At 57.4% G+C, this 23,807-nt stretch carries 19 protein-coding genes; 11 read left to right on the forward strand and 8 right to left on the reverse strand.

Features of this window, described 5'->3' with window-relative positions:
- Position 1 precedes the first annotated feature (1 nt).
- Positions 2-2,341 carry a TonB-dependent receptor gene (locus FOM92_RS15400; RefSeq protein ID WP_143777686.1) on the reverse strand — a complete coding sequence of 780 codons (2,340 nt, stop codon included), beginning with the start codon at positions 2,339-2,341 and terminating at the stop codon, positions 2-4.
- Positions 2,342-2,482: 141 nt separating this feature from the next.
- On the opposite strand from FOM92_RS15400, the gene FOM92_RS15405 reads away from it, so the two are divergent.
- Entirely contained in the window at positions 2,483-3,106 is a 624-nt protein-coding gene (locus FOM92_RS15405; protein WP_143777687.1) for a nuclear transport factor 2 family protein, read from the forward strand.
- Positions 3,106-4,674 carry a hypothetical protein gene (locus tag FOM92_RS15410; protein ID WP_143777688.1) on the forward strand — a complete coding sequence of 523 codons (1,569 nt, stop codon included), beginning with the start codon at positions 3,106-3,108 and terminating at the stop codon, positions 4,672-4,674. Before FOM92_RS15405 ends, FOM92_RS15410 begins: the two co-directional genes overlap by 1 nt.
- A gap of 3 nt (positions 4,675-4,677) precedes the next feature.
- Here FOM92_RS15410 and FOM92_RS15415 read toward each other — a convergent pair whose 3' ends face one another.
- Genes FOM92_RS15415 through FOM92_RS15435 form a run of 5 tightly spaced genes read right to left on the reverse strand, consistent with a single transcriptional unit; the run spans position 4,678 to position 9,982 of the window.
- Complete coding sequence (locus FOM92_RS15415; RefSeq protein ID WP_143777689.1) at positions 4,678-5,490, reverse strand: SDR family NAD(P)-dependent oxidoreductase; 813 nt, start codon at positions 5,488-5,490, stop codon at positions 4,678-4,680.
- Positions 5,487-7,172 carry an FAD-binding protein gene (locus tag FOM92_RS15420; RefSeq protein ID WP_143777690.1) on the reverse strand — a complete coding sequence of 562 codons (1,686 nt, stop codon included), beginning with the start codon at positions 7,170-7,172 and terminating at the stop codon, positions 5,487-5,489. The genes FOM92_RS15415 and FOM92_RS15420 overlap by 4 nt, the downstream gene beginning before the upstream one ends.
- Positions 7,172-8,011 (reverse strand): SDR family oxidoreductase, encoded by an 840-nt coding sequence (locus tag FOM92_RS15425; protein WP_246087332.1) that lies wholly within the window; start codon positions 8,009-8,011, stop codon positions 7,172-7,174. The genes FOM92_RS15420 and FOM92_RS15425 overlap by 1 nt, the downstream gene beginning before the upstream one ends.
- A complete protein-coding gene (locus tag FOM92_RS15430) occupies positions 7,974-8,744 on the reverse strand; it encodes an SDR family NAD(P)-dependent oxidoreductase (protein WP_143777691.1) in 771 nt (256 codons plus the stop codon). Before FOM92_RS15430 ends, FOM92_RS15425 begins: the two co-directional genes overlap by 38 nt.
- Entirely contained in the window at positions 8,741-9,982 is a 1,242-nt protein-coding gene (locus FOM92_RS15435) for an NADH:flavin oxidoreductase (protein WP_246087333.1), read from the reverse strand. Before FOM92_RS15435 ends, FOM92_RS15430 begins: the two co-directional genes overlap by 4 nt.
- A 107-nt stretch (positions 9,983-10,089) precedes the next feature.
- Between FOM92_RS15435 and FOM92_RS15440 the strand changes: the two genes are divergently transcribed.
- Genes FOM92_RS15440 through FOM92_RS15450 form a run of 3 tightly spaced genes read left to right on the forward strand, consistent with a single transcriptional unit; the run spans position 10,090 to position 13,309 of the window.
- Entirely contained in the window at positions 10,090-10,851 is a 762-nt protein-coding gene (locus FOM92_RS15440) for an SDR family NAD(P)-dependent oxidoreductase (protein WP_143777693.1), read from the forward strand.
- 9 nt (positions 10,852-10,860) lie between these two features.
- Complete coding sequence (locus FOM92_RS15445; RefSeq protein WP_143777694.1) at positions 10,861-11,544, forward strand: EthD domain-containing protein; 684 nt, start codon at positions 10,861-10,863, stop codon at positions 11,542-11,544.
- The gene (locus FOM92_RS15450) at positions 11,531-13,309 is read left to right on the forward strand and encodes an acyclic terpene utilization AtuA family protein (protein WP_143777695.1); all 1,779 of its coding nucleotides are present in this window, start codon (positions 11,531-11,533) and stop codon (positions 13,307-13,309) included. The genes FOM92_RS15445 and FOM92_RS15450 overlap by 14 nt, the downstream gene beginning before the upstream one ends.
- On the opposite strand, the gene FOM92_RS15455 is transcribed toward FOM92_RS15450, so the two are convergent.
- Together FOM92_RS15455 and FOM92_RS15460 are read right to left on the reverse strand one after the other, a co-directional pair.
- A complete protein-coding gene (locus FOM92_RS15455) occupies positions 13,306-15,018 on the reverse strand; it encodes an N-acyl-D-amino-acid deacylase family protein (RefSeq protein ID WP_143777696.1) in 1,713 nt (570 codons plus the stop codon). The genes FOM92_RS15450 and FOM92_RS15455 overlap by 4 nt on opposite strands.
- A complete protein-coding gene (locus FOM92_RS15460; protein WP_143777697.1) occupies positions 15,015-15,836 on the reverse strand; it encodes a Coq4 family protein in 822 nt (273 codons plus the stop codon). Before FOM92_RS15460 ends, FOM92_RS15455 begins: the two co-directional genes overlap by 4 nt.
- A 108-nt stretch (positions 15,837-15,944) precedes the next feature.
- Between FOM92_RS15460 and FOM92_RS15465 the strand changes: the two genes are divergently transcribed.
- From FOM92_RS15465 to FOM92_RS15490, 6 genes are all read left to right on the forward strand, one after another.
- The gene (locus FOM92_RS15465; RefSeq protein WP_143777698.1) at positions 15,945-16,820 is read left to right on the forward strand and encodes an SDR family NAD(P)-dependent oxidoreductase; all 876 of its coding nucleotides are present in this window, start codon (positions 15,945-15,947) and stop codon (positions 16,818-16,820) included.
- Positions 16,820-18,400 (forward strand): AMP-binding protein, encoded by a 1,581-nt coding sequence (locus FOM92_RS15470; protein ID WP_170226924.1) that lies wholly within the window; start codon positions 16,820-16,822, stop codon positions 18,398-18,400. Before FOM92_RS15465 ends, FOM92_RS15470 begins: the two co-directional genes overlap by 1 nt.
- Positions 18,397-20,010, forward strand: coding sequence for a class I adenylate-forming enzyme family protein (locus tag FOM92_RS15475; protein ID WP_143777700.1), 1,614 nt, complete (start codon positions 18,397-18,399; stop codon positions 20,008-20,010). Before FOM92_RS15470 ends, FOM92_RS15475 begins: the two co-directional genes overlap by 4 nt.
- Before the next feature lie 5 nt (positions 20,011-20,015).
- Positions 20,016-20,882 carry an amidohydrolase family protein gene (locus FOM92_RS15480; RefSeq protein WP_143777701.1) on the forward strand — a complete coding sequence of 289 codons (867 nt, stop codon included), beginning with the start codon at positions 20,016-20,018 and terminating at the stop codon, positions 20,880-20,882.
- Positions 20,883-21,006: 124 nt separating this feature from the next.
- Positions 21,007-22,140, forward strand: a complete 1,134-nt coding sequence (locus FOM92_RS15485) for a Rieske 2Fe-2S domain-containing protein (RefSeq protein ID WP_143777702.1) — start codon at positions 21,007-21,009, stop codon at positions 22,138-22,140.
- Positions 22,137-23,807, forward strand: coding sequence for an amidohydrolase (locus FOM92_RS15490; RefSeq protein WP_143777703.1), 1,671 nt, complete (start codon positions 22,137-22,139; stop codon positions 23,805-23,807). Before FOM92_RS15485 ends, FOM92_RS15490 begins: the two co-directional genes overlap by 4 nt.

The following is a 23,807-nucleotide window of genomic DNA, read 5'->3' on the forward strand; positions in this document are numbered from 1 at the left end:
CCTAAAAACGTATGCCGACCGAAACGCCCCATGTGCGCGGGTCGGGGAAATAGCCGAGCGTCAGGCCACCAAAGCCCGGGCCGAAATCGATGAAGTTGCTGGGGTCGTCTTCGTTGGTCAGGTTTCGGACGAACGCTGCGACTTCTGTCTTTACGCCGCCCAGTTCGAATTCCGATAGTGCGGCGCGGAGGTTCACGATTGTCCGTCCCTTTGAACGCGTGTTGAACGCATTCTGGTCTGACGGGGTCGGTGTGCGCAGCGGATAGGGGAAAGTGAAATAGGCCGACACATGGTTGACATCGCCGTAAAGATTGAACTTGCCCCAATCACCTTCGGCCACCGCCCAGTCCACGCCAACCGATGCGCTCAGCTTCGGGGTGTGCGGGAAGGCCCGGTTGTCCGACACGTCGACGCCGGCATCGATGTAGCGCTTGTAATCTGCATCAAGCAGCGCGAGCGAGCCGTTAACTGTCAGGCCGTCGACCGGCTTGGCAATCGCCTCGAATTCCAGCCCCTGGATCCGCGCCGCTGCAGCGTTGCGCACAATGGACGATGCCGCACCGGTTGCACGGAAGATTGAAAGCTGGATGTCCTTATGGTCGTCACGGAAGGCGGCGACGTTGAATATCAAGCGACCGTCGGCAAGACGTGTCTTGACGCCGAGCTCGTAGCTGTCGACCTTTTCGGGGTCATAGGGATCACACAGCTCGAAAGCACCTGACGGGCATGCCGCGGTGGGTGCGCCAAAGTCATTGGTTTCCCCATTGAAGCCGCCTGATTTAAATCCGCGGGCAAAGCGGGCATAGAGGTTGATATCCTCGCTGGCTGCATAGCTGAGCGTCACAGCCGGGGAGAAGTTATTATACTTCGCATCCGGTACCCCGCCATAAGGGATATTTGCAACAACCAGTGGCGCGAAGATGCCGTTGGCCGCGTCAAAATTGACGCGGAGGAAGCGGCGTATATCCTTCTTTTCATAGGTATAGCGTCCGCCAAGCGACAGCTTGAGAGCATCGGTCAAATCGTAATCCAGCTGTGCGTACAAGGCCAACGCCTTTGTGTGCGAACCATAATCCGACTGGAAATCGGCACCACCCCCGAAGAACACTTGCGGCCCTAATGTCTCGGCCTTTTCCTTAAAATAGAAAGCCCCCAGAACATAATTGAGGCGATCGGAAAAGGTTGTGCCCGTCAGCTGCAGTTCCTGGCTGAACGCATGATAGTCAGTAATACGCTGCGTATAGGCGACCGGGGTAGGTGAACCATCCAGATCGAGTCCGTCAGCCCAGGCAAGATCACGATAGGCAGTGATTGATTTGAGCGTCGCACTGCCAAGGTCAGCGGTCAGGGTCAGCGCATGGCCATAAGCGCGGGAGCGTTCGTAAACCGCGCCATTGATACTTGCCACCTTTTGCCGGTCAGGATCGGCATATAGATGTAACGGGAAGAAAGCGCCGCCAAAGGCAAAGCTGGGTGAGCCGGGGTCAAAAATGTCGCGCGGATCGCCGTTGCGATTGACACGCAGCAACTGTGCAAATGGAGGCCGCTGTTTCTGCTTGTTATAGTCGTAGGTATAATCCGCCGTAATCGCATCGCTGAGCTCTGCCCGCAATTGAACCATGAAGCTTGCGCTGTCGATCGTATCGGTCTGGTTCACGAGATTAGGCAACGCCGTGACGACACCTGCGACCGGATTAGGTATGACATCAACAAGGCCGTCCCGCTTGACGTACTGGCCGGAAACTTTGGCAGAGAAAATTCCCATTTGCGGAAGGTCAATCGCACCCTTGATCTTGCGATAGTCATAGCTGCCATAGGTGAGTTCCACCGAACCACCCGCTTCGCCCGTGGGTTTTTTGCTGATCAGATTGATCGCACCGGCAAGCGCGTTACGCCCATATAGAGTACCTTGCGGGCCACGCAGGATTTCGACACGCTCCAGATCGGCGACGTCGAAAATCGATCCCTGCGCCTTGGCGATATAGACGCCGTCGAGATACAGGCCGACTGCGGGTTCCCATGTAATGGCGGGATTGATCGTCACCGAACCGCGGATGGCGATCTGTGTAATGGTCTTGCTTGAAGGTGCTCTTTCAATTTTCACATTTGGCGAGACCGTGCCCAACCCGTCAATCGAGGTGACGCCGCGCGATTCCAGATATTCGGAACTGACGGCGGAAATCGCAATGGGGACATCCTGTATATTTTCTGCACGCTTCTGTGCTGTGACAACGATTTCGCCTATTCCGTCATCATTGCTGTTTTCGCTCTGGGCATGGGCCGTCGTGGCACCGGCAAGCGCCGTGGATGCTAACAGACATTTAAGAACCGCATTTCGCATGGCAATCTCTCCCGTGTTATGCGTCGATCGCAAATTGCGTAATTATTTTATGGTATGGCTACGATATATTGAATATATCAGCAATGCAAATTCGAAAAACGTAGATAATACGTATTTGATTTACGCAATAAGGGGAGAGTCATGAACGCATTGGAAGCCCGGATAGACAGGCTGGAGTCGTTGGATGCGATACGCCAGTTGGCCGCCAAATACTCACTTGCGCTCGACATGCGTGATATGGACGCAATGGTGAACCTGTTCGAAGAGAATGTTCGGGTGGGCAAGGATGCACGCGGGCGGCAGGCCCTGCGGGCTTATATGGACGGAACGCTCCGTTCCCCATTTACGGGTACTTCGCACCATATCGGTGGACATATCATCGAATTTGACGATCCCGATCATGCCCACGGAATTTGCTATTCGAAAAATGAGCATGAGACTGGTGACGAATGGGTAATCATGCAGATGATGTATGCGGACAATTATGTTCGCATGGATGGACGCTGGTACTTCGCCCGACGTCTGCCGCTCTACTGGTATGCGACCGACCTCAACAAACCACCTGTTGGCGATAACAAGATGCGCTGGCCGGGAACCGAATGGGTTGAGGGTAATTTTCACAAATTATTCCCAAGCTTCGCCGAATTCTGGGAACGTGAAGGGGATCATGGCGGGCCGGTCGCCGAGCCAGCGCCGCTTGAAAAATTCATCGAGACAATGCGCCGTGGTCAGGCCGCACCCAAGGTCAAGGTGCGGGCGGACTGATGCGCAAAATCTGGATATTTGCAGGGCTAAGTGTTGCGTTTCTGGTGGGTGGCTTCGCTTTCTGGAAAAATGCCAATCTGGAAAACGCGCAGGCCCGGCCGATTGAAGGCGCATCGACGCAGGTCATTAGCTGGGATATGGATTTTGTTCCGGCCCCTGTTGACGGAAAGCTGAGCAGCAATCCCTTTTTGGCTGCCGATGCGAACGGAACCATGCATGGAGATGGCGGCCAATCGGACACGCATCCGGCGGCAGGACCGTTTGGCGGCGATCTGGAAAGACGCAGCCGTCAGGCCGGAAACGGACTTCCGAGACAATGTTCGACCTTTGTCTATCGAAGCGATGGAAAGCCCGTCGTCATGTGCGGAGGGCTGGCCGGATTCCGGATGGTATTGCTTGATCCCGAAACGCTGGAGGCGCTGGCCCATTTCGATCTGCCTATCCGGCCAAGCTCGTTCGAAGCCTTTGTCAAACGTGACATGGGTATCATGATGAACGACAGCTCGGGCGGGGCGTATATGTTTCTCGATAACCGGGACCGGCTGGTATTTGCGAACAGCCAATGGGTGGTTCAGCGTCTCACGGCAAAAGAAAAGGCGGGCAAGTGGAGCTTTGCTGTCGAACGGCAATGGGATTTGAAACCCTATGTTCCCCACGACTGTCTGAATTGGAATAACTGGTTCCCAAAAGGGGAGTGCGACAAGATAACCACCGTCATGCCCGATCATCAGGGGCTTTATTGGTGGACAACCCGAAAGGGACGGCTTGGCACCCTTGATCCCGAAAGCGGTAAGGTTTCGGTTTTCCGGTTGAACGGTGAGGAAATCCAGAACGCCCTCGCGATGGACAACCGTGCGGTTTACGTCCTGTCCGATCATGCGCAATATGCATTTGCAGCAGACAAGGCAGGCAAGCCCGTGCAGCTTTGGCGAACTGCCTATGACCGGGGCACAAGTCGCAAGGTCGGTTCGATCAATCAGGGGAGCGGGACAACGCCGACATTGCTCGGCGACAATTGGATCACCTTTGCCGACAATGCCGATGGCCGGATTAACATTGTCGTCCTGCGTCGCAGCGACGGCAGCCGCATCTGCGCCGAGCCGGTGTTTCAGGATGGCGCGAGTGCGACCGACAACAGTATGATCGGCTGGGGTCGCTCCGTCATACTTGAAAACAATGCCGGTTTTACCAGCGCCTATGAACAAAAGGACTGGAATGCTGTCGCAGGCGGAGTGGTTCGGGTCGATGTAAATGCAGACGAAAGCGGATGTGAAACGGTCTGGACCTCACCTTTGAAAGTGCCGTCAGTCGTACCCAAATTGTCAGCGGCAAATGGCATCGCCTATTTCTACAGCTTTGATCTTGCCCGAAATGTTGACGGCAAATTGACGCAAGATTGGTCAATAGTCGGTCTGGATTTTCGAAATGGCAAACAGGTGATCAAGATCCCGACCGGGCGTGGCCGTAAATTCGACAATAACTGGGCATCTATGTCGATCGCACCGAACGGCGATTTCTATGCCGGTATGACCGGCGGGTTGTTGCAAGTGCGCCAGAAACGCAATTAACGATCAGAAATAATAGCTGGCACCGTTGGCGACGAGTACCGAGCCATTGACGAAGCTGGCATCGTCCGATGCCAGATAAGCCACTGCAGCCGCAATTTCGGCAGGCTCTGCCATTCGGCCCAGCGGGATGCTGGCCTCCATCGATTTGATCCACTCGTCCGGGATGCCCTGCATAACAGGTGTGTTTGTGGGTCCGGGCGCGACTGCATTGACGCGGATTTTGCGTGGTGCCAGTTCGCGCGCCAGTTGCCGCGTAAGGCCGATTATGGCAGCCTTCGATGCGCAGTAGTGCGGTGAACCTTCGCCGGATTGGGCGCTGGTGGAACTGATGTTTACGATTGTACCTGCATTGCCGTCGCGGGCGAGCACGCGGACAAATTCGCGCGCAAGACGGAAGGCTCCACCGACGTTCACGTCCATCACGCCGGCCCAGCCGCGGTCCTCCATATGGATCAACTGGTCGACAAAAACGGTACTGCTTCCCTTTTCGGCAAGTTCCGCATTGCGCTCTGCCATTGCACCGTAAAACTGCGGTGATCCATCGCCCTCCGCCTGTCCGATACCGGCATTGGCAACAGCGATGTCGAGCCTGCCAAAGGCTTCGCGCGCCTTGGCGACGGCCTCGGCTACCGCGTCGGCATTGGTGACGTCGCATTGCAGGGCGAGTGTGCCGCCACTTTGCGCAGCATCGTCCAGATTGAGATCAAGTGCCGCTACCTGCGCACCTTCCTGCATCAGGCGTTCAACGATGGCCCGGCCGATGCCGCGACCCGCGCCGGTGACGATCGCGCCACGACCTTGCAACTTGCCGCTCATTCATTTGCTCCTGTCATATGCCGCGCGGCAATATAGCCGAAGGTCAGGGCGGGCCCGATGGTAACGCCTGCGCCCGGATAGCTCTCCCCCATTGCAGATGCCGCGTTGTTCCCGACGGCATATAGGCCGGCAATGGGCTTGCCATTGGTTCCCATGACCTGCGCCTTGTCATTGGTCTTCAAACCGCCGTTGGTACCGATATCGCCGGGATAAATCGGCATTGCATAAAATGGGCCTTTGCTCAGCGGTCGCAAGCACGGATTTGGCGTGACGGACGGATCGCCATACATTTTGTCATAGGTGGCTTCACCGCGCCGAAAATCCGGATCCTCTCCTTTCTCTGCATATTCGTTATAGCGCGATATGGTTGCGGACAGCCGTTCGGGCTCGGCACCTATTTCGGTAGCCAATTCTTCTATGGTGTTTCCCTTTTTCAGGATTGAACGCACCTCGCCCCGTTGCAGCCAGTCGGGCATGAGTGGCAATAGCGGGCCTACCGGATATTTGTGGCGATAGACGTGGTCGAAAACAAACCAGCTGGGTGATGCGTCGCCATATTCGGCTTCGCGGCGTGCCATTTGCTGACCGACGATATGATAGGACGCCGCTTCGTTGAGGTAACGTTCGCCCTTCTGGTTGACCATCATACATCCCGGAAGTGCGCGTTCGATGGTGCAGAGACGTCCCCGATCTTCGCCCGGAACATAGAATACAGGCGCTGCCCAGGCCGACTGCATATTCATTGTTTCGGCGCCGATACTTTGTCCTGCCCGAATGCTGTCCCCGGTGTTGCCGCTGGTCCCGCCGGAATAAAGTGCGTTTTTGTAAAGCGGCGCATTTTCGTCCCGCATCGACTGGTTCTTGTCGAAACCCCCGGCGGCGAGGACAACGCCCTTGCGTGCGGCGATGCGCAAAAGCTTCCCCTCGTGGCGCACGACAGCGCCTGTCACCTTGCCTTTTTCCTCAATCAGTTCGACCAGCGGGGAGTCGAGCCAGACAGGAACCTTACGGTCATTCATCGCCAATCGCAGCCCGCCCAGCAACGCGTTGCCCAATGTCAGCCGGCGGTCCTTGCGGCTTTTGAAGCGGAATGGCCAGTCGAACCAATAGCGGGCGAGGCTTTTGGTCAGATGCCACCACCAGCCCTTTGCACGAAACAACATGATGTAGGTTTCGTCGAAATGCCAGTTGAGATAGCCGAACAGGCTTGCCGCCGGAGATGCAAAGCGAAGCGTTTCGACATCCTTGCCTAGCTTTCGCCCATCAATGGGCAAGGGCATGTGCGTGCGGTAGCCTTGGGGCGATCCACCCGGCTCCTCGGCATGGTAATCGGGATAGGGGAAGGCCTGATAATCCAGTTCGGTATTGGCCGTTACCCAGCGCAGCATGTGCGCTGCATTTTCAACATAGGCTTTGATATTCGCATCGGGGACATTTTTCGCCGATAATTTGCGGACATATTTGAACGCGTTTTTGGTGTCGTCTTTGAATCCCGCTGCTGCTGCCTGATCGCTGTTGGGGATCCAGATGCCTGCGCCCGAGGTCGCCGATGTACCACCCCATAAAGACTCTTTCTCGACCACCAGCACGTCCGCATGGTTATGTGCGCCCACCAACGCAGACAGAAGCCCGCCCGCTCCTGATCCAACGACCAGCATGTCGACCTCTTTGTCCCAACCCATCACTCATTCCCCTCCACCCCGTAAAATATTGGGGCCTGCCTTTTTGCTATCGTTTCTGTGCGTGCAGTAAAGCCTTGGTCAAAAGCTTCGGGCTGCGGAATAATCCAGTATTCGCCCCGTTCGATGGCGTCGAACACCCGGTTGGCAAACGCATCCGGTTCGAGCCCGTTTTGCGCAAGCATCGACGTCATGACGCCGTGGAATTGCTCGGCGGCTTGGGGCGGGGGATCGCGGAAGATGTCGGATTTGACCGGGCCCGGGGCCAGTAAAGAAACCTCAATCTTGCTACGCAGCATTTTCAGTTCCCCGGCCAAAGCCTCGGTCAGGGCAACAACCGCAAATTTGGTCGCGGAATAGGGCGCCATCAAAGGGGAGGGCAAAAACCCACCGACAGACGCGGTATTGATAATCCGTGCGGGGCAGTTGGCGGCGATCAGTCGAGGAACAAAAGCGCGCAGGCCATTCAATATGCCGTCGACATTAACCTTCCAACTCGCTGCCCACTTATCCGCAGGAATCTCCCAGCTCAGGCCGGTCGCCATCACACCGGCATTGTTGAACAAAAGATCGACGGCCCCGAAACGATCAAAAGCCAGCGTCGCCAGCGCATCAACCGCTGCATAATCGGTGACGTCGGTCACCACCGGATGGGCGCATGTGCCGATGCCGGCGGCAACGCTTTCCAGAGCGATGGCATCGCGATCTGCCAGAACAACCTGCATGCCCCGCCGCGCGGCTTCGCGTGCCAAACCAGCACCAATGCCAGAAGCGGCTCCGGTGATGACAGCAACGGTCATCTGGTCAGGAGGGCAGATAAAGCTGCGCTGCCTTGCCGCCATCGACCGGCAATGCAACGCCGGTGATGTAGCTTGCGGCGTCGGACAGAAGGAAAACAATGGCTTCGGCCAATTCCTCGGGTTGCCCGCCCCGCATCATCGGTATCGCGCCCGCAGTCTTGGCAGCGGTTTCAGGGGCCTTGGATGCCCAGTCCTCGGTTGCTGCGGTCATTACCTGGCCGGGCACGATTGCGTTGACACGTACATTGGCAGGGCCGCCCTCCATCGCGGCGCAAGCTGTGAAATGGGTAAGCGCGGCCTTCGATGCCGAATAGCTTGCCATATAGGGTGCGGCGCGGATGCCTGTGGTCGATGAAATGTTGACAATGCTGCCTTTGCCAGCGGCCATCATGATTTTCATTGCCGTGCGTGTGCCGACAAAGGCTGCTTCGGCGTTAACCGCGAAATCCTTGCGCCAATGTTCTGTCGTCAATTTGGTGAGCGGTGCATAATGGACCGACATGGCGTTGTTGACCATCATGTGAAGCCCGCCATGGCGGGCGGCCACATCCTCGATCCAGCCGGAAAAGCCGGCTTCGTCTGTCACGTCCATGACCTTCGCCTCGACAGTACCTAATTGCGCAATTTCGGCTCGCGCCTCCTCCAGCTTGTCCGGACGCCGGGCGCAGATGGCGACTGTCGCACCGCGCGACGCCAGTAATTTCGCTGTCGCAAGGCCTATGCCATCGCTGCCTCCTGTGACGATGGCGACCTTACCCGCCAAATCCTTGCTCATGCTGCTGCTCCCGCTTTGATTATATTGAGTTTCGCGTCACCCGGCTTCCCTTCGACGCAGAATGTCCCGTTGGGTGAATACATCATCGTGACGCACCGATTGCAGGCTGTACAGGCCGATTTCGCGAGTGCGCCCGATTGAAGCTTGTTCACAAATGCCGGATCGTTGACGAGCGCGCGCCCCAGCGCAATGCATTCGAAGCCGTCCGCCATTGCCTGTTGTGCGCCATCAAGCGATTGCACCCCTCCCAGATAGGCAAGCGGCATATCGACCGAGGCGCGGACACGTAGCGCCAATTCCCGCAGATAATTTTCCCGGAACACGACATTTTTGGGTTCGGATAGCGACTGGATCCACATACCGAGCGCAATAATTGGATTGCCAACTGTCCCGCGATTGGCCTGCGGGAATGCGGAACCGAACATGGCGGTTATCGATTCGACGTTCAGCCCGTTTGAAAGGACGGCCAGATGCGCGCCGTCGGCCGCGATTGCCTTGGCAATGGCAACCCCGTCTTCGATAGTGTTTCCTTTGTGGCCGTCGGTCATGGAATATTTGACAATGACCGCCATGTCCTTTCCAACCGTGTCTAGCACGCGGCCGAGAACTTCGCGCGGGAATTTGAGACGCTTTTCGATATTGCCGCCATAACTGTCCCACCGCTTGTTATATATTTTCGACAGAAACTGGCTGAGCAGATAGCCATGTCCCATATGCAGCTCGACCGCGTCAAAGCCTGCTTCGCGCGCTTTGATTGCGGCACCGACAAATTCTGCGGTCATCGCATCCATTTCGTCGCGGTTCATTTTCTTCTTGAGCCAACGGTGCGACATCACCCCAACCTTGTTGAACCCGCCACTCGACGACAATGGCCGTGCCGTTTTTAACGTTGCGTGGTCTAGAAAGGTGAAGCTTCCTGCATGGGTGATCTGCGCAGAGGCGGCACCGCCATGCTTGTGTACGGCGTCGGTCAGAACGCGAAAGTCCGGCAGTGATTCATCATCCAGCACCGCCTGGTCAACAAAGGTACGCCCGTCGAGCGAGGTAGCACAATAGGCTACGGTCGAAAGCGCCGCACCGCCTTCCGCGACCTGTTCGTGGAACCGGGCGAGACCTTTGGACACAATGCCACCTTTCGCCATCCCCTCATTAGTGGCGGATTTGATGAAGCGGTTACGAAGGGTGATCGGACCTATCTTCACGTCGCTAAATGGTGAAGGTGTGGCGGTCGATGGCAATATCATTCTCCCCAAAATTAACGCATTTGACGTTTTCTATGGCATTTTGTCAACGTCTTGCGTAAAAATCATTATATAAAATTACGAAAATGGAGGATTTGGCACCTATGGCCCAGCTTTTGGATAAGGTAGCATTGATAACCGGAGCCGGACAAGGTGTGGGACAGGGCATTGCCTTTGCGATGGCAGAGGCGGGTGTATCGGTCGTGGTAACCGGGCGCACGCTCGAAAAACTGGAAAAAACGGTGGCTGAAATTGAGCGCCGCGGTGGAAGGGCGCTGGCGTTAACCTGCGACGTCAAATCCGCCGATGATCTGGCGGCTGCTGTCGAAACGACGGTCGGCAGCTTCGGAAGCCTCGATATCCTTGTAAACAATGCGCAAGAGGTGCCGCTGGGCAAGTTGGAAGACGTCGATGACGACGCGTTCCTGGCCGGGTTCATTTCGGGGCCCCTCGCATCGCACCGACTGATGAAACTGGCCCGGCCGCATATGCTTGCACGCGGTGGCGGGGTGATTTTCAACTTTGTTTCGTCGGCCATGATCCGCTGGGACATGGCAACTTTCGGAGCTTATGGTGCGGTCAAGGCAGCGACGCAGGTGCTAACCCGCGCGGCGGCTGCGGAATGGGGACGTGACGGCATCCGGGTGCTCAACATCGCGCCACATGCCGAATCCCCAGGATTGAAATGGTGGATAGAAAACAACCCGGACGAGGCGCAGGCCTTTTTTAAAACAATACCCCTGGGGCGGATTGGTCGGTTGCAGGAAGATATCGGGCAAGCCGTTGTCGCGCTCTGTGCGCCTGAAATGGGCTACCTCACCGGCGCCACCATTCCTCTAGACGGCGGGCAGGCCTATTTTGCGTAAGGAACAGTCATGGAGAAAATAGTCTGCGCGCTTTGGGGTGTCGATAATGTGGCGCTGCTGGCCGGCCTGCCTGACGCCTTACATGCGGCGGGGGCGCGCGGCATCCGCATCAACATCCGCGACGAGGCTGTCGCGGCAGGCGCGGCGCTGATCCAGAAGTGGCAGGAACCGCAACAAGAGGCGGTGGTGCAATATTGGCTGCCGAGCGCAAATGCGATTTTCCGCGCAGGTGCAGACAAGACAATTGCAGGGCATTGCAACCGTTTCGCGGCATGGCTGGTTGCCGAATCGACTATCATTGCAAATCGCGAACACACGCCGGTTTCGGGGCAGCGAACATGGGGGTGGAGCCAGGCGAGCTTCATCAATTTCCGCAGCGATCTGGACCGGATGGAGGCAATGAACGTCTGGCACAGCCACCATACACGCGTCGCGATCGATACCCAGTCCAACTTTGAATATGTGCAAAATCTGGTCGTCCGACCGCTGACGGATGATGCACCGGAATATGATGCCTTTGTCGAGGAATGCTTTCCGGTCGAAGCGCTGACCGATCCGCATGCCTTTTTTGACGCCGTGGGCGATCCGGCAAAGTTTAAGGCCAATCTTGATGATATGATGGACAGTTGCGGGCGCTTTATCCAGTTCGGGCGGATCGATATCATTCCCACGAGCCAGTATGACTTCGGATAAAGTCATCCGCATCGGCGGAGGCTCGGCCTTCTTCATCGACAGTGCGCTGGCGGTACCGCAGCTGCTGGGCGCAGGCGTGGATTATATCATCCTCGATTATTTGGCCGAAGGCGCAATGGGTATGATGGGGCGGATGCGGCTCGCCGATCCGGACAGCGGCTTTCCAAGCGATTTCATGGATGTGCATATCGGCCCGTTTCTGACGCAGATAGCACAAACAGGCACGAAGATTGTCAGCAATGCAGGTGCCGTGAACCCCGGTCGGTTGGCGCATTTACTGCGTGGCAAAATTGCCGAACTGGGCCTGTCACTGAAGGTAGCTGCTATCGAAGGTGATTGCCTGATGCACCGGCTGGCGGATTTTGCCGCTACGCGTGACATGTTTACGGGCAAAGCGTTTCCGCAAAAGGGCGTGACTAGCGCCAATGCCTATCTGGGGGCATTCCCGATTGCCCGCGCACTGGCACAGGGGGCAGATATCGTCATTACCGGCCGGGTGGTGGACAGCGCGTTGGCATTAGGCCCGTTGATCCATGAATTTGGCTGGGGGCCGGATGATCTCGACCAACTGGCTGGCGGTACATTGGCCGGCCATATGATCGAATGTGGCGCGCAGGTGACCGGCGGCACCTTTACCGACTGGCACGAGGTCGAAGGCTGGGCAAATATCGGAAGTCCTATTGCAGAATGCCATTCGGATGGCCGGTGCATCATAACCAAACCCGAAGGCACTGGCGGCCTTGTCAGTTTCGGCACCTGCGCCGAGCAGATGCTTTATGAGGTAAGCGATCCTGCCGCCTATCTGGTACCGGATGTGGCATGTGATTTCTCCCATGTCACGATGGAGGAGGTCGGCAAAGACCGGGTTCTGGTGAAGGGTGCGATTGGCAATTCAAAACCCGAAAAGCTGAAAGCTTGCGCGACATGGGACGATGGCTGGCGAGCGGTTGCTTACCAACCGGTAATCGGGCGACCCGCACTGCAGAAGGCCGCGAAACAGGCCGAAGCGCTGTTTGAACGGGGACGCAATCTCCTGCGTGCGCGCAATTTGGCTGACTGGCGGCGGACAGAGGCCGTGATGATCGGGGCCACCGGAAATCCTGCCTCCGAGGAGGTTGTTGTCAAGCTGGTGGTTGAACATGACGAAATGCTGGCCGTCCAGATGTTCGCCCGCGAGCAATTCTCTGCCATCAGCGCCATGGCACCGGGAACAAGTGTGGCCTTCGGCGTGCAGGTGCAGCCGTGCATGGGGCTGGTCAGCTTTCTCGTGCCGCGGGATGACTTAGAAGTGACAATAGATGTAGGGGATGGAGCAGAACCGTTCTCTGAACCCATAACTCTTCATGCTGAACTTACGCCCTCACCAATGGTGCAATCGAAACCGCAGGTTGGAGAGGCAGAAGCGGTTTTGAACCAGGTCGTGGGTGACGGGGTCGGTGAAGCGGAACTGACAATCTTCGACCTCGCCTACACCCGCAGCGGCGAAAAAGGCGAAACCATCAACATTGGCGTCATCGCCCGAAAGCCCGAGAACCTGCCCGCCTTGCGCGCCGCTCTCACGCCCGAATTGCTTCGCGCACATCTCACCGATCTCGGCGATTTCAAGGTGACCATTTACGAAGTCCCCGGCATCCACGCGCTTAACATCGTCCTCGACGGTGCGTTGCCGGGTGGGCTGAATGCGAGCCAGCGGCTGGACCCGGCGGCGAAGTCTGTCGGGCAGCGTCTGGCCACTATGGCGATCCCCTGCCGCCGGCAAAGCTAGGCTGCCTGTGCTCCCCGCACCAATCGCCCGGGCCGGGCACCCGTGCTTGCATCCATCCGGCGGATGATCTGGCCCGAGACTATTGTCGCATCATAGCCTGTCGCGCGCTGGTGCAAACGGCGCCCACCTGCAGGCAAGTCATGGACAATTTCCGGCACATGTAATGTCAGCCGTTTCATATCAATGACATTCAGATCCGCCTTCGCGCCAACTTTCAATGTACCCCGGTCATTGAGTCCCACGGCTTTCGCTGCCTTTTGCGTCAGCATATGGACCGCTTGCGCTAATTCTATTCCGCCGTCGCGACGATCACGAACGAAGTGCCGTAGCAGGAATGTCGAATAGCTCGCGTCGCAAATGGCACCATAATGGGCGCCGCCATCGCCGAGCGCCGGGATACAATGGGGATGGTTCAGCATCTCATGTGCGCTCGCAAGCGAGGCATCCTCGAAATTGCCAAGGGCGGCGAGGAACAGGCCTTTGCCCTCTGTCGCCAATAGCCGTTCATAGGCAATTTCCTGGGGAGTGCAGCCGCGTGCGCGTGCCTGGTCGGCCATGCTTAGCGATTTGGGTGGCGAGTAATCGGGTGGATTGTCGAGCGGGAACATCCATTCCCAGTTACGCGCAAGTGCGTTGAACGGATGTCCTTCGCTAAACTCTTCGCTGAGCAATGCGGCGCGTAGCGACGGGTCGCGCATCGCGGCAACTTTCTCGGCGAGAGGAAGGTCGGCTATCTTCGCCCAACTCGGGCAAAGGACAAAGGGATGGACGGTCAGTTCGAGCCCGGCAATCAACCCGATCGGGCGCGGCATGACCTGCGCGGTTACCTGACCCCCGCCTGCATTGGTGGCTGACATCATGTCGAGCACCGCACGCCAGCGTGGCGGGCCTTCATTACCGCTGGCCAGGGTGAAGGTGGCCGGACGGCCGCAGGCCTTTACCACCTCGTCGATCACCCCATATTCCTTGTCCCAGCCGACAAAGGCGTCGAGCACGATCTGGAATGTGCCGGAACCGGCATCGGTCATGCCGCGACAGATTGCCTTCAGTTCCTCGACATCGGCCTCAAAAGTCGGGATCGAACCGCCATCGGCGGTCTTGTGGATGCTGAGCCGCGAGGTCGCAAAACCGAGCGCGCCGGCCTGTATCGCTTCCTTCGTCAAAGCGCGCATTTTCTCAAGGTCGTCGTCGTTCGCCGTTTCGCGACGTGCACCGCGCTCGCCCATGGCGTAAACACGTAGCGGTGAATGCGGCAGATAGGCGGCCACATCGATGTCGCGTTTACCGGCATCAAGGCGGTCCAGATATTCGGGGAAAGTTTCCCAGTCCCACGGCAATCCCTCGGCCATAACGACACCGGGAATATCTTCGACGCCTTCCATGACATTGATCAGCATAGCGTGATCGGACTGGCGGCAGGGCGCAAAGCCCACGCCGCAATTGCCCATGACAACGGTCGTCACGCCATGGGCAGAGGATGGTGCAAGTTCCTCGCCCCAGATTGCCTGCCCGTCATAATGTGTGTGCACATCGACAAAGCCCGGCGTTACGATCCGGTCATGGGCATCGATTTCTTCGCGTCCGACGCCCAGGTCCTTGCCAATCGCCACCACGCGTCCGCCGGAAATTGCGATATCGCCTGTGATCAGGGCACCGCCTGTCCCGTCGGCTATCGTACCACCCCTGATAACCAGATCATAATCGCTCATTTTCGAACCTCACCCCAAATGTCACCGGCTTCCTGCGTATCAAAATCATATGCCCCGCGGACGCCCAGCTGGCGGCGGGCCTCTTCCAATGGGGTGTGCCAATAATCCTCCATCTTGGCCATCCAGAATGCATCCGACTGACGGCCGATGCTGATACCCTGCTGGATGCACTCCAGCGCGGTTTCCCATATTTGCGGATAATGCAGCATCGTGCGGATGACATAGCGCGTGGTACCGAGGATCGAGAGCACGCTCATTTCGCCTGCCAGTTCCTTGTTCTGGATATGCGTGTGGATTGTTGCCAGCCGGAACCAATAGGGGATCAGCTCGCCCATATAGTTGAAGCCGCCACCGGTCAGGATATGCTCATAATCATGTGTTTGTCCGGATCGGAGCGAATAATATTCCCACTGCGTTTTCGGCTCGAAATTGGGGACGATCTGGATTTCGTAATTACCTTCCGTCGCCGTCTTATAATAAATCCCGCCGAGCGTGCCCGGCGCGCAATCTTTCAGATCTGCAATGCTGTAATCGGAACAAAACCATTCGTTGAACCATGCGTCGAGTTTGGGATTTACCTTTCTCTCTTCGGTAAACATCGCTTCGATATGGTCGAAATCCCGCAATTCATTGAGAATCGGGATCAACTGGTGCATCTCGGCCGCGGGAGGAAAATCGGGGCCGTTCTTTTTGAGGGCGATCAGCGCGATCCACTCGCGCAGTTTCGGGCTGTTGAGATATTTGGAGGAAGAAACAAGCACGCTTGAGTCCGTGCCCAGCAAATTGACCCCGCGTGCGAGATAAGGAATGTCGTCCAATGGCCTGCCTTTTCGTGATTTGCGTAAAACATACCCCTTTTAAATTCGCAAATCTAGGTTATTTATGCTTCATACACGCAAAACGCGTCGAATCGGGAGAGACTTGAGATGGCAAATGGCAAAGTCGCGCTGGTTACCGGCGCCAGCCGCGGTGCAGGAGCAGGCATTGCGCGGGGATTTGGCGAGCTTGGATATACGGTTTACGTCACCGGGCGTACTGTGGCGCCGGGTGATGCCAAGGGATGGGATGGTACGGTTCTTCCCGGAACGGTCGCGCAAACGGCAGCTGATGTAACAGAGCGCGGTGGCAAGGGAATTGCGGTGATGTGCGACCACAGCGACGACGCGCAGGTCGCACGCGTTTTTGAACAGATAGCGGCTGAACAGAATGGCCAGCTCGACGTGCTGGTCAACAATGCCGCATATATGCATCCGCAGCTGATCGAGCAGAAGAAGTTCTGGGAGAAGGAACTGGCTGCGATGGGCATCCTCGATGTCGGGTTGCGTTCGGCCTATGTCGCAAGCTGGCATGCGGCCAAGATGATGGTTGCCCGCGGTAGCGGCTTGATCGCAATGGGCTCATCCTTTGGGGGCACATGCTATATGCACGGGCCCGCTTACGGGGCGCAGAAAGCAGGCCTCGACAAATTTGCGCATGATATGGGGCATGACTTCCAGGGCACTGGCGTGCGCTGTTTTTCGATCTGGATGGGGCCCCTGATCACGGAGCGGTCGATGATCGCACGCACGCAGCATCCGGAACAATATGAAGGCTTTTTGGAAAGTGCCGAAAATCCTGAATTCACAGCGCACATCATCGATGCGCTGGCACGTGATCCACGCGGCGCTGAGCTTTCGGGATCGACCCTGATCGGCGCGGAAATTGCCAAGGAACTGGGTGTAACCGACCGCGGCAAAGAACGTCCGTCCTACCGCGAGATGCTCGGCAATCCGCCTGCGAAGAATCCTGCCGCAGTTTACTAGTGGCAAGCCAGTTTCATCTTGCGGACCTGTTCGAAACTGCCGCCGCGCAGATACCTGACCGTATCGCGATCAAATCGGATGCAGGGCATCTGACATATGGCGAGCTGAATGCGCGGACCGACCGGCTCGCCGCCGGGCTGTGGGCGCAGGGCGTGCGGCGTGGGGACAATGTCGGGCTGTATATGATGAACGGGCCCGAATATCTGGAATCGCTGCTGGCGGCGATCAAGATCGGGGCTGTCCCCTTCAACGTCAATTACCGTTACCGGGCCGATGAGCTGCGCTACCTGTTCGACAATGCCGAGGCAGTGGCGGTGATCCATGGCGCAGAATTTACGCCCGTTATCGACGAACTGAAGCCCGACCTTCCCAAATTGCGGCTGGCCATTTCGGTCGACGACGGCATCGGTCAGACGCGTTCGCCAACCTATGATGAACTGCTTCAAACTGCGCCCGCTGGTCCATTCGAACGGCATGAAGATGACATCCTGCTGCTCTATACCGGTGGCACAACAGGTGCGCCCAAGGGGGTCATGTGGCCACATAAAGCCTTCTTTTTTGCCTGCCTGAACGGGGCGGGATATTATCATGCCGACGGCCCATGCACCGCACCTGGCGATATCGCGGCACGGGCATCGGGGGGGTATCATCTCTCGATGTTTCCGACTGCGCCATTGATGCATGGTGCAGCAATCTGGTCGGCCCTCGGGGCGATGCTATCGGGTCTGACGCTGGTACTCGATCCCGTGCGCAGCTTCGATCCGGTCGCCATCTGGGACCGTGTCGAGCGTGAAGGCGCACAAATGGTGCAAATCGTCGGCGATGCCATGGCGATCCCGTTGCGTGATGCATTGCGGGATAATCCGGGCCGCTGGAAACTTGACCATGTCATCAATTTCGGGTCCGGCGGCGCGGTCTTCTCCGAAAGCGTAAAGGCGGATCTGAGGCAGTTTCTGCCCAACGCGATGATTACCGACGGCATGGGTTCATCCGAAACCGGGGTCAGCGGTATGGCCATTCCCAGTGCGGAAGGAATGATGCGCCTGCCGGTGAACGAGCTGCAAAGCATCGTCGTCGATGGCAGGCTGGGCACGGTTGGGGAAACCGGCTTTGTCGCCCGCAGCGGCAATATCCCGGTCGGCTATTTTGGCGACCCTGTAAAAAGCGCGGAAACATTCCAGACGATTGATGGCACATTATGGTCTGTCTCGGGCGATACGGCCCGGATCGACGATGATGGCTTCATGACCGTTTTCGGCCGCGGCTCGACCTGTATTACGACGGGCGGGGAAAAGGTGTTTCCCGAAGAAGTGGAAGAGGCGCTGCGGACGCACCCTGCGATATTGGACTCGGTGGTTGCCGGGCAAAAGGATGACCGCTGGGGCGAACGTGTGGTCGGGGTGGTGTCGCTGCGCGAGGGCTGCACACGGCCCGCTTTCGACGAGGTGAAATCACACTTGTCGTCGCAGTTGGCAGGTTACAAACTGCCAAAGGCGCTCGTCTGGGTGGATGCGGTCAAGCGTTCACCGGCGGGCAAACAGGATTACCGCTGGGCCAGGGAGGTGGCAGCATCGGCATGACGAGTTCAGATCTGATTTTTGACAAGGTTACCGGTCCCGGCTCGCCATTCGAAATAGGCGAGCGCGATGGTATGCGGCAGTTTGTCAACGCGCCCAGCGATCTGAACCAGATGATCGAACGGACACGCGCATTCGGCGATCGGCCAATGATCGTCGAGGGTGATTTGCGGCTGAGTTATGCTGACGTGTTCGTACGCCGCGATGCACTGGCCGCTGCGCTGGGGATAGAAAAAGGCGACCGGGTCGGGTTGTGCATGAAAAACAGTGCGGCCTGGATGATCGGCTTTCTTGCCATACTCGCGCGCGGCGGTGTGGCCGTGGCCGTCAACAGCAGGGGTGCGCCGAACGAACTTGCGGCCATGCTCGACGATGTCGGCGCGGCGATTGTACTTGCCGATTCCGATCGCGCCCGACGTCTGCGCGAGGGCGGTTATGCGGGACGGATTATCGAGGCGCAGGAATTTCCTTCCGATGGGACCATGGCGCTCGATCCCGTCTCGCCAGCACAGGCGGACGATGCCGCCGCCATCTTGTTTACTTCGGGGACGACCGGCCGGGTCAAAGGGGCGGTTTTGAGCCACAAGAATCTAATCCACGGCATCATGCTGATGCAATTGTCGGGCGTAATGATCCTGCACGGCATGGCCGAAAAATTCGGAACCGATGTCGAGACATTACGCGCCAATCTGCCGCAGGCAGCCGTGCTTCAGGTCTATCCGCTGTTTCATATTTCGGGGCTTGGCAGTGCATTCCTCTCGCCCATGCTTGCCGGCTCGAAAATTGTCGTCATGCACCATTGGGATCCCGAGGAGGCGTTGCGGCTTATCGCGGCAGAACGGGTGACGATGTTTACAGGGGTCCCGACAATGTTGTGGGACATCCTGAACAAGGCACATCTGGAAAGCGCCGATTTGTCCTCTCTGACCAACATTGGCACGGGTGGGCAGGCTTTGCCGGTCAATCTGCTCGACGCGATCCGCAGCGCATGTCCGCAGGCGTTTATGGGAACCGGCTACGGCCTGACCGAAACATCGGGCAGCGTCGCGCAAGCGGTGGGTGAGGATTTCATCCGGAACCGAACCGCCGCCGGCCGCGTGCTCAGCCTGGTCGACATGAAAATCGATGCCCCTGAAGGTCAGGCCGGTGAAATCATGGTGCGCGGCCCGATGGTGATGAAAGGTTATTGGAACCGGCCCGAAGAAACCGCGGCGGTGCTTTCGGCAGATGGGTGGTTCCGGACCGGTGATATCGGGATGGTCGATGATGAAGGCTATATCTTCATAGTTGACCGCAAAAAGGACATGGTGATCTCGGGCGGCGAAAACATCTATTGCGCCGAAGTAGAACGGATCATGGGCGCCATGGACGGTGTCGCCGAATGCGCAGCGTTCGGTATCCCGGACGAAAGGCTCGGGGAGTTGCTCGTGGCCTTTGTCGTCGGATCCGGGGTAACCGAACAGGAAATCATCCAAGAGGTGGGCGAAAAGCTGGCCCGGTACAAGGCACCCGGACATGTCCGGTTCGTCAGCGAACCTTTGCCACGCAATGCCGTGGGCAAGGTCGATAAAATCAAATTGCGGGCGATGTGGCCCGATCTCGCAGGAGTGTAAAATATATGGGCATGCCCACCGACATCAAAGTTATCGACTGTATGCTGGGCATACCCAATGCCGAGGACCGGTCTGACTGGTTTGCGGCATTCCGTCCACTGATCAAGGATGCCCAGACGCTTGAGCAATTTTCAATGCCTGCGCAATATATGTTCAAGGATGTGCCCACGACCGGCAATCCGGGCGATTTCGTCAAGTGGACGGTCGAGCAGATGGATCGTTTCAATATCGAAAAGGCACTGGTTGGATGGAATGACGACGATACATCCCGCCGTGCCAAAGAGCTTTATCCGGACCGCTTCTTTTTCGATGTTCCGTGCGACCCCAACAAAGGGGTCGATGAAGTCCGGCGGATCAAGCGGCTGCACAGCGAAGTCGGCATTTCGGCGATCAGCGTATTTCCGAGCGGCACGCTGCCGCAGGTTGCGATCAATCATAAATATATGTTCCCGCTTTATACAGCAGCGGCGGAACTTGGTATTCCGATTTGCCTGAATGTGGGTATTCCGGGGCCGCGCATTCCGATGGAAACCCAGAAGGTAGAGCATCTGGACGAGGTGTGCTGGTTTTTCCCTGACCTGAAAATCGTCATGCGCCACGGTGCGGAACCCTGGGAGGCTTTGGCCGTGAAGCTGATGCTCAAATGGCCCAACCTCTATTATTCGACGAGTGCATTTGCGCCGAAACATTATCCCAAAGCGATCATCGACTATGCGAACACGCGTGGAAGCGACAAGATCATCTATGCCGGTTATTTCCCGATGGGCTTGAGCCTGGACCGGATTTTTGGTGACATGCCGTCTGTGCCGTTCAAGGATGAGGTATGGCCCAAATTTCTACGAGAAAACGCCGTCAAGGTGTTCGGCCTGTAACGGCAGGCCATTGAGGAGACGGGAGCCGGGAAGTCTGCTCCCTTTAATCTGTTTCCGGCCCGGTGAGACAACCCCCCGGCCCGGTCCTTCCCCACAAGGGAAGGTTTCGAAAAGGAGACTGATCATGTCTGATTCAGAAAACCGTCCAGCCGGCGATGCTCGCACTGCGCCGGTCGCCGTTTGGCAAATCCTCGAAAAGCTGAAGGGGCAGGACCTGCTCGACTGGCGCCTCGCCCCGGTCGAAGGACGCGCATCGATTGAGGAACGCAACCTCGATATTGGCTTCCCGTTCGGCTGGTATCCGATTGTGATGACGAAAGATCTGGCTGTCGGCGAGGTGAAGCCGCTGCGCTATTTCTCGAAAGACCTCGCCATATGGCGAGGTGAAGATGGCAAGGTGCGCATGGTCGATGCCTATTGTCGCCATTTGGGTGCCCATATGGGACATGGCGGGAAAGTGCATGGCAATCTGCTGGAATGTCCGTTTCACGCCTGGCGCTACGATGGCGAAGAAGGTGTTGTGAAGGAAATACCTTATTCCCGGTCCATCCCGCCGCAGGTGAAGCGCAAGTGCACCCGCACATGGCATGTGACAGAGGCGAACCGCTGGGTTTGGGCATGGTATCATCCGCATGATGTCGCACCGCTGTTCGACGTTGTACATATTCCGGAAACATCCGATCCTGACTGGACCGACTATGACGTCCACGAATGGAATGTGTACGGATCAATCCAGAATATGGCCGAAAATGGCGTGGATGTAGCCCATTTCAAATATATCCACGGCACCGCCAACGTTCCGCTCGGCGAGTTACGCTGGGGAGACTGGGGACGCGGTGCCGATGTCCGTGGCAAAATGGGTACGCCATGGGGCGAAGTCGATGGCTGCATCAGCTATGATACGATGGGACCAGGGCAAAGCTGGACCCGCTTTACCGGCATTTCGGAGACTTTGCTCGTCGCCTGTATCACGCCGGTCGAGCTGGACCATGTCCATGCGCGCTTCTGCTTTACCCAGCCCCGGGCCCAGGCAGAAGGCGAACGGGCCGGCGTTGCCAGGGCGATTATCCGCGACATCTGCAAGCAGTTCGATCAGGACAAGGTCATCTGGGACCGCCAGAAATATGAACCTAATGCACTGATATGCGAAGGTGATGGCCCGATAGCCCAGTTCCGCAAATTCTACGCGCGCTATTATGCGAAAGATGCGGACCGGCCCGAAGGTGAAAATGTAACCCCGATCCGGAAAGCGGGATGAAAAAGCTGCTGCTCGTTGCCGCGGCTTTGTTGCTCATGGGGGCGGGGGAAACCCCGTCCCCTGTCACTGTCTATAGCGGCGGCCCGATATTGACCATGGACGGGGATAATCCTGCAACGGTCGAAGCGGTTGCTGTCAAAGGCGATCATATTCTGGCCGTCGGCGACCTGGCTCTGGTGACTCGTGCCGCAGGCAAACGCGCCGTGCAGGTTGACTTGAAAGGGCGGACAATGCTGCCCGGCTTTATCGATGCGCACGGGCATATGGGCTTTGTCGGCCAGAATGCGTTCATGGCGCAGTTACAGCCACCCCCGGTTGGCGGCGTCGCCAGCATCGCGCAAATGCAGGATGCACTGCGCGATTTTGCCCGGGGGCAAGCGGCTCCGGTGCTGATCGGCAACGGCTATGATGATTCCCAACTGGCCGAACGAAGGCATCCTACGCGGGCTGATCTGGATGCTGTTTCCCCAAATGTGCCAATCCTGGTGCTGCATGTCAGCGGGCATTTCGCTTCGATGAACTCGGCCATGTTGAAACTGGTCGGCTATAGTCCCGATACCCCTGATCCCAAAGGTGGTGTGATCCGGCGCGAAGCCGACGGCAAAACGCCCAATGGCGTTATCGAAGAAACCGCCATGTACCCGTTGCTCAAGTTGCTCGCGCCACCCAATTTGGAGGCAAGCATCGCGCCGCTGGTAAAGGCTGCGAAAATATATGCGAGCTATGGAATTACGACCGGACAGGATGGGCGGGTGATGCCCGAAAACTGGCCCGCTCTTGAAGAAGCGGCCAAGCGCGGCCTTTTTCCCATCGATGTTGTCTCGCTGGTCTCGTTCGAGCGCGACTGGCCCGAAACTGTGCGGTCCAGAATTGGCAGATCCTATTCCGGTCGGTTGCGCATTGCCGGTATCAAGCTGACGCTGGATGGCTCACCGCAGGGGCGCACGGCGTGGTTGAAGGATCCGGTGCCGATCCCACCGGACGGCCAGAAAGAAGGATATGCAGGCTATCCGGCGATCGACCTCAAACTGTTCAATGCCAAGCTGGCAGATGCGGCAAAAAATGGTTGGCAGGTCTTCGTGCATGTCAACGGGGACGCCGCGGCACAAGCGCTGATCGATGGCGTGCGCGCAAATGCGCTGGCCGGGCACAGGACGATCGCAATTCATAACCAGGTGGTCCAACTGGACCAGCTTAAGGAAATGAAGACGCTTGATATCCAGCCCAGCTTTTTTGCGAACCATACCTTTTATTGGGGTGACTGGCATCGTGATGTGTCACTGGGGGCAAAACGGGCCGATTTCATTTCCCCGCAAGCCACGGCATGGAGTCTGGGATTAAGGCCAACGGCGCATAATGACTCGCCTGTCGTTCCGCCCGATATGCTGCGTCTGGTGTGGTCATCGGTTACCAGACGGACGCAGTCCGGTGACATTCTGGGCCCGTTAGAACGGATTTCGCCCTATCGCGCGTTGCAGCAGGTGACAATCAATGCGGCATGGCAGATCGGGGAAGATGCCAGCAAGGGAAGCATCACGGCCGGAAAGCGTGCGGATATGGTCGTGCTCGATTCCAACCCGCTTTCGGTTGATCCGAACAATCTGCATGCGATCAAGGTCGTTGCAACCATCAAGGATGGGGCAACCATCTTCGGGTCGTTGGAATAG

Source organism: Sphingorhabdus contaminans (assembly GCF_007280415.1).
Lineage (GTDB): Bacteria > Pseudomonadota > Alphaproteobacteria > Sphingomonadales > Sphingomonadaceae > Sphingorhabdus_B > Sphingorhabdus_B contaminans.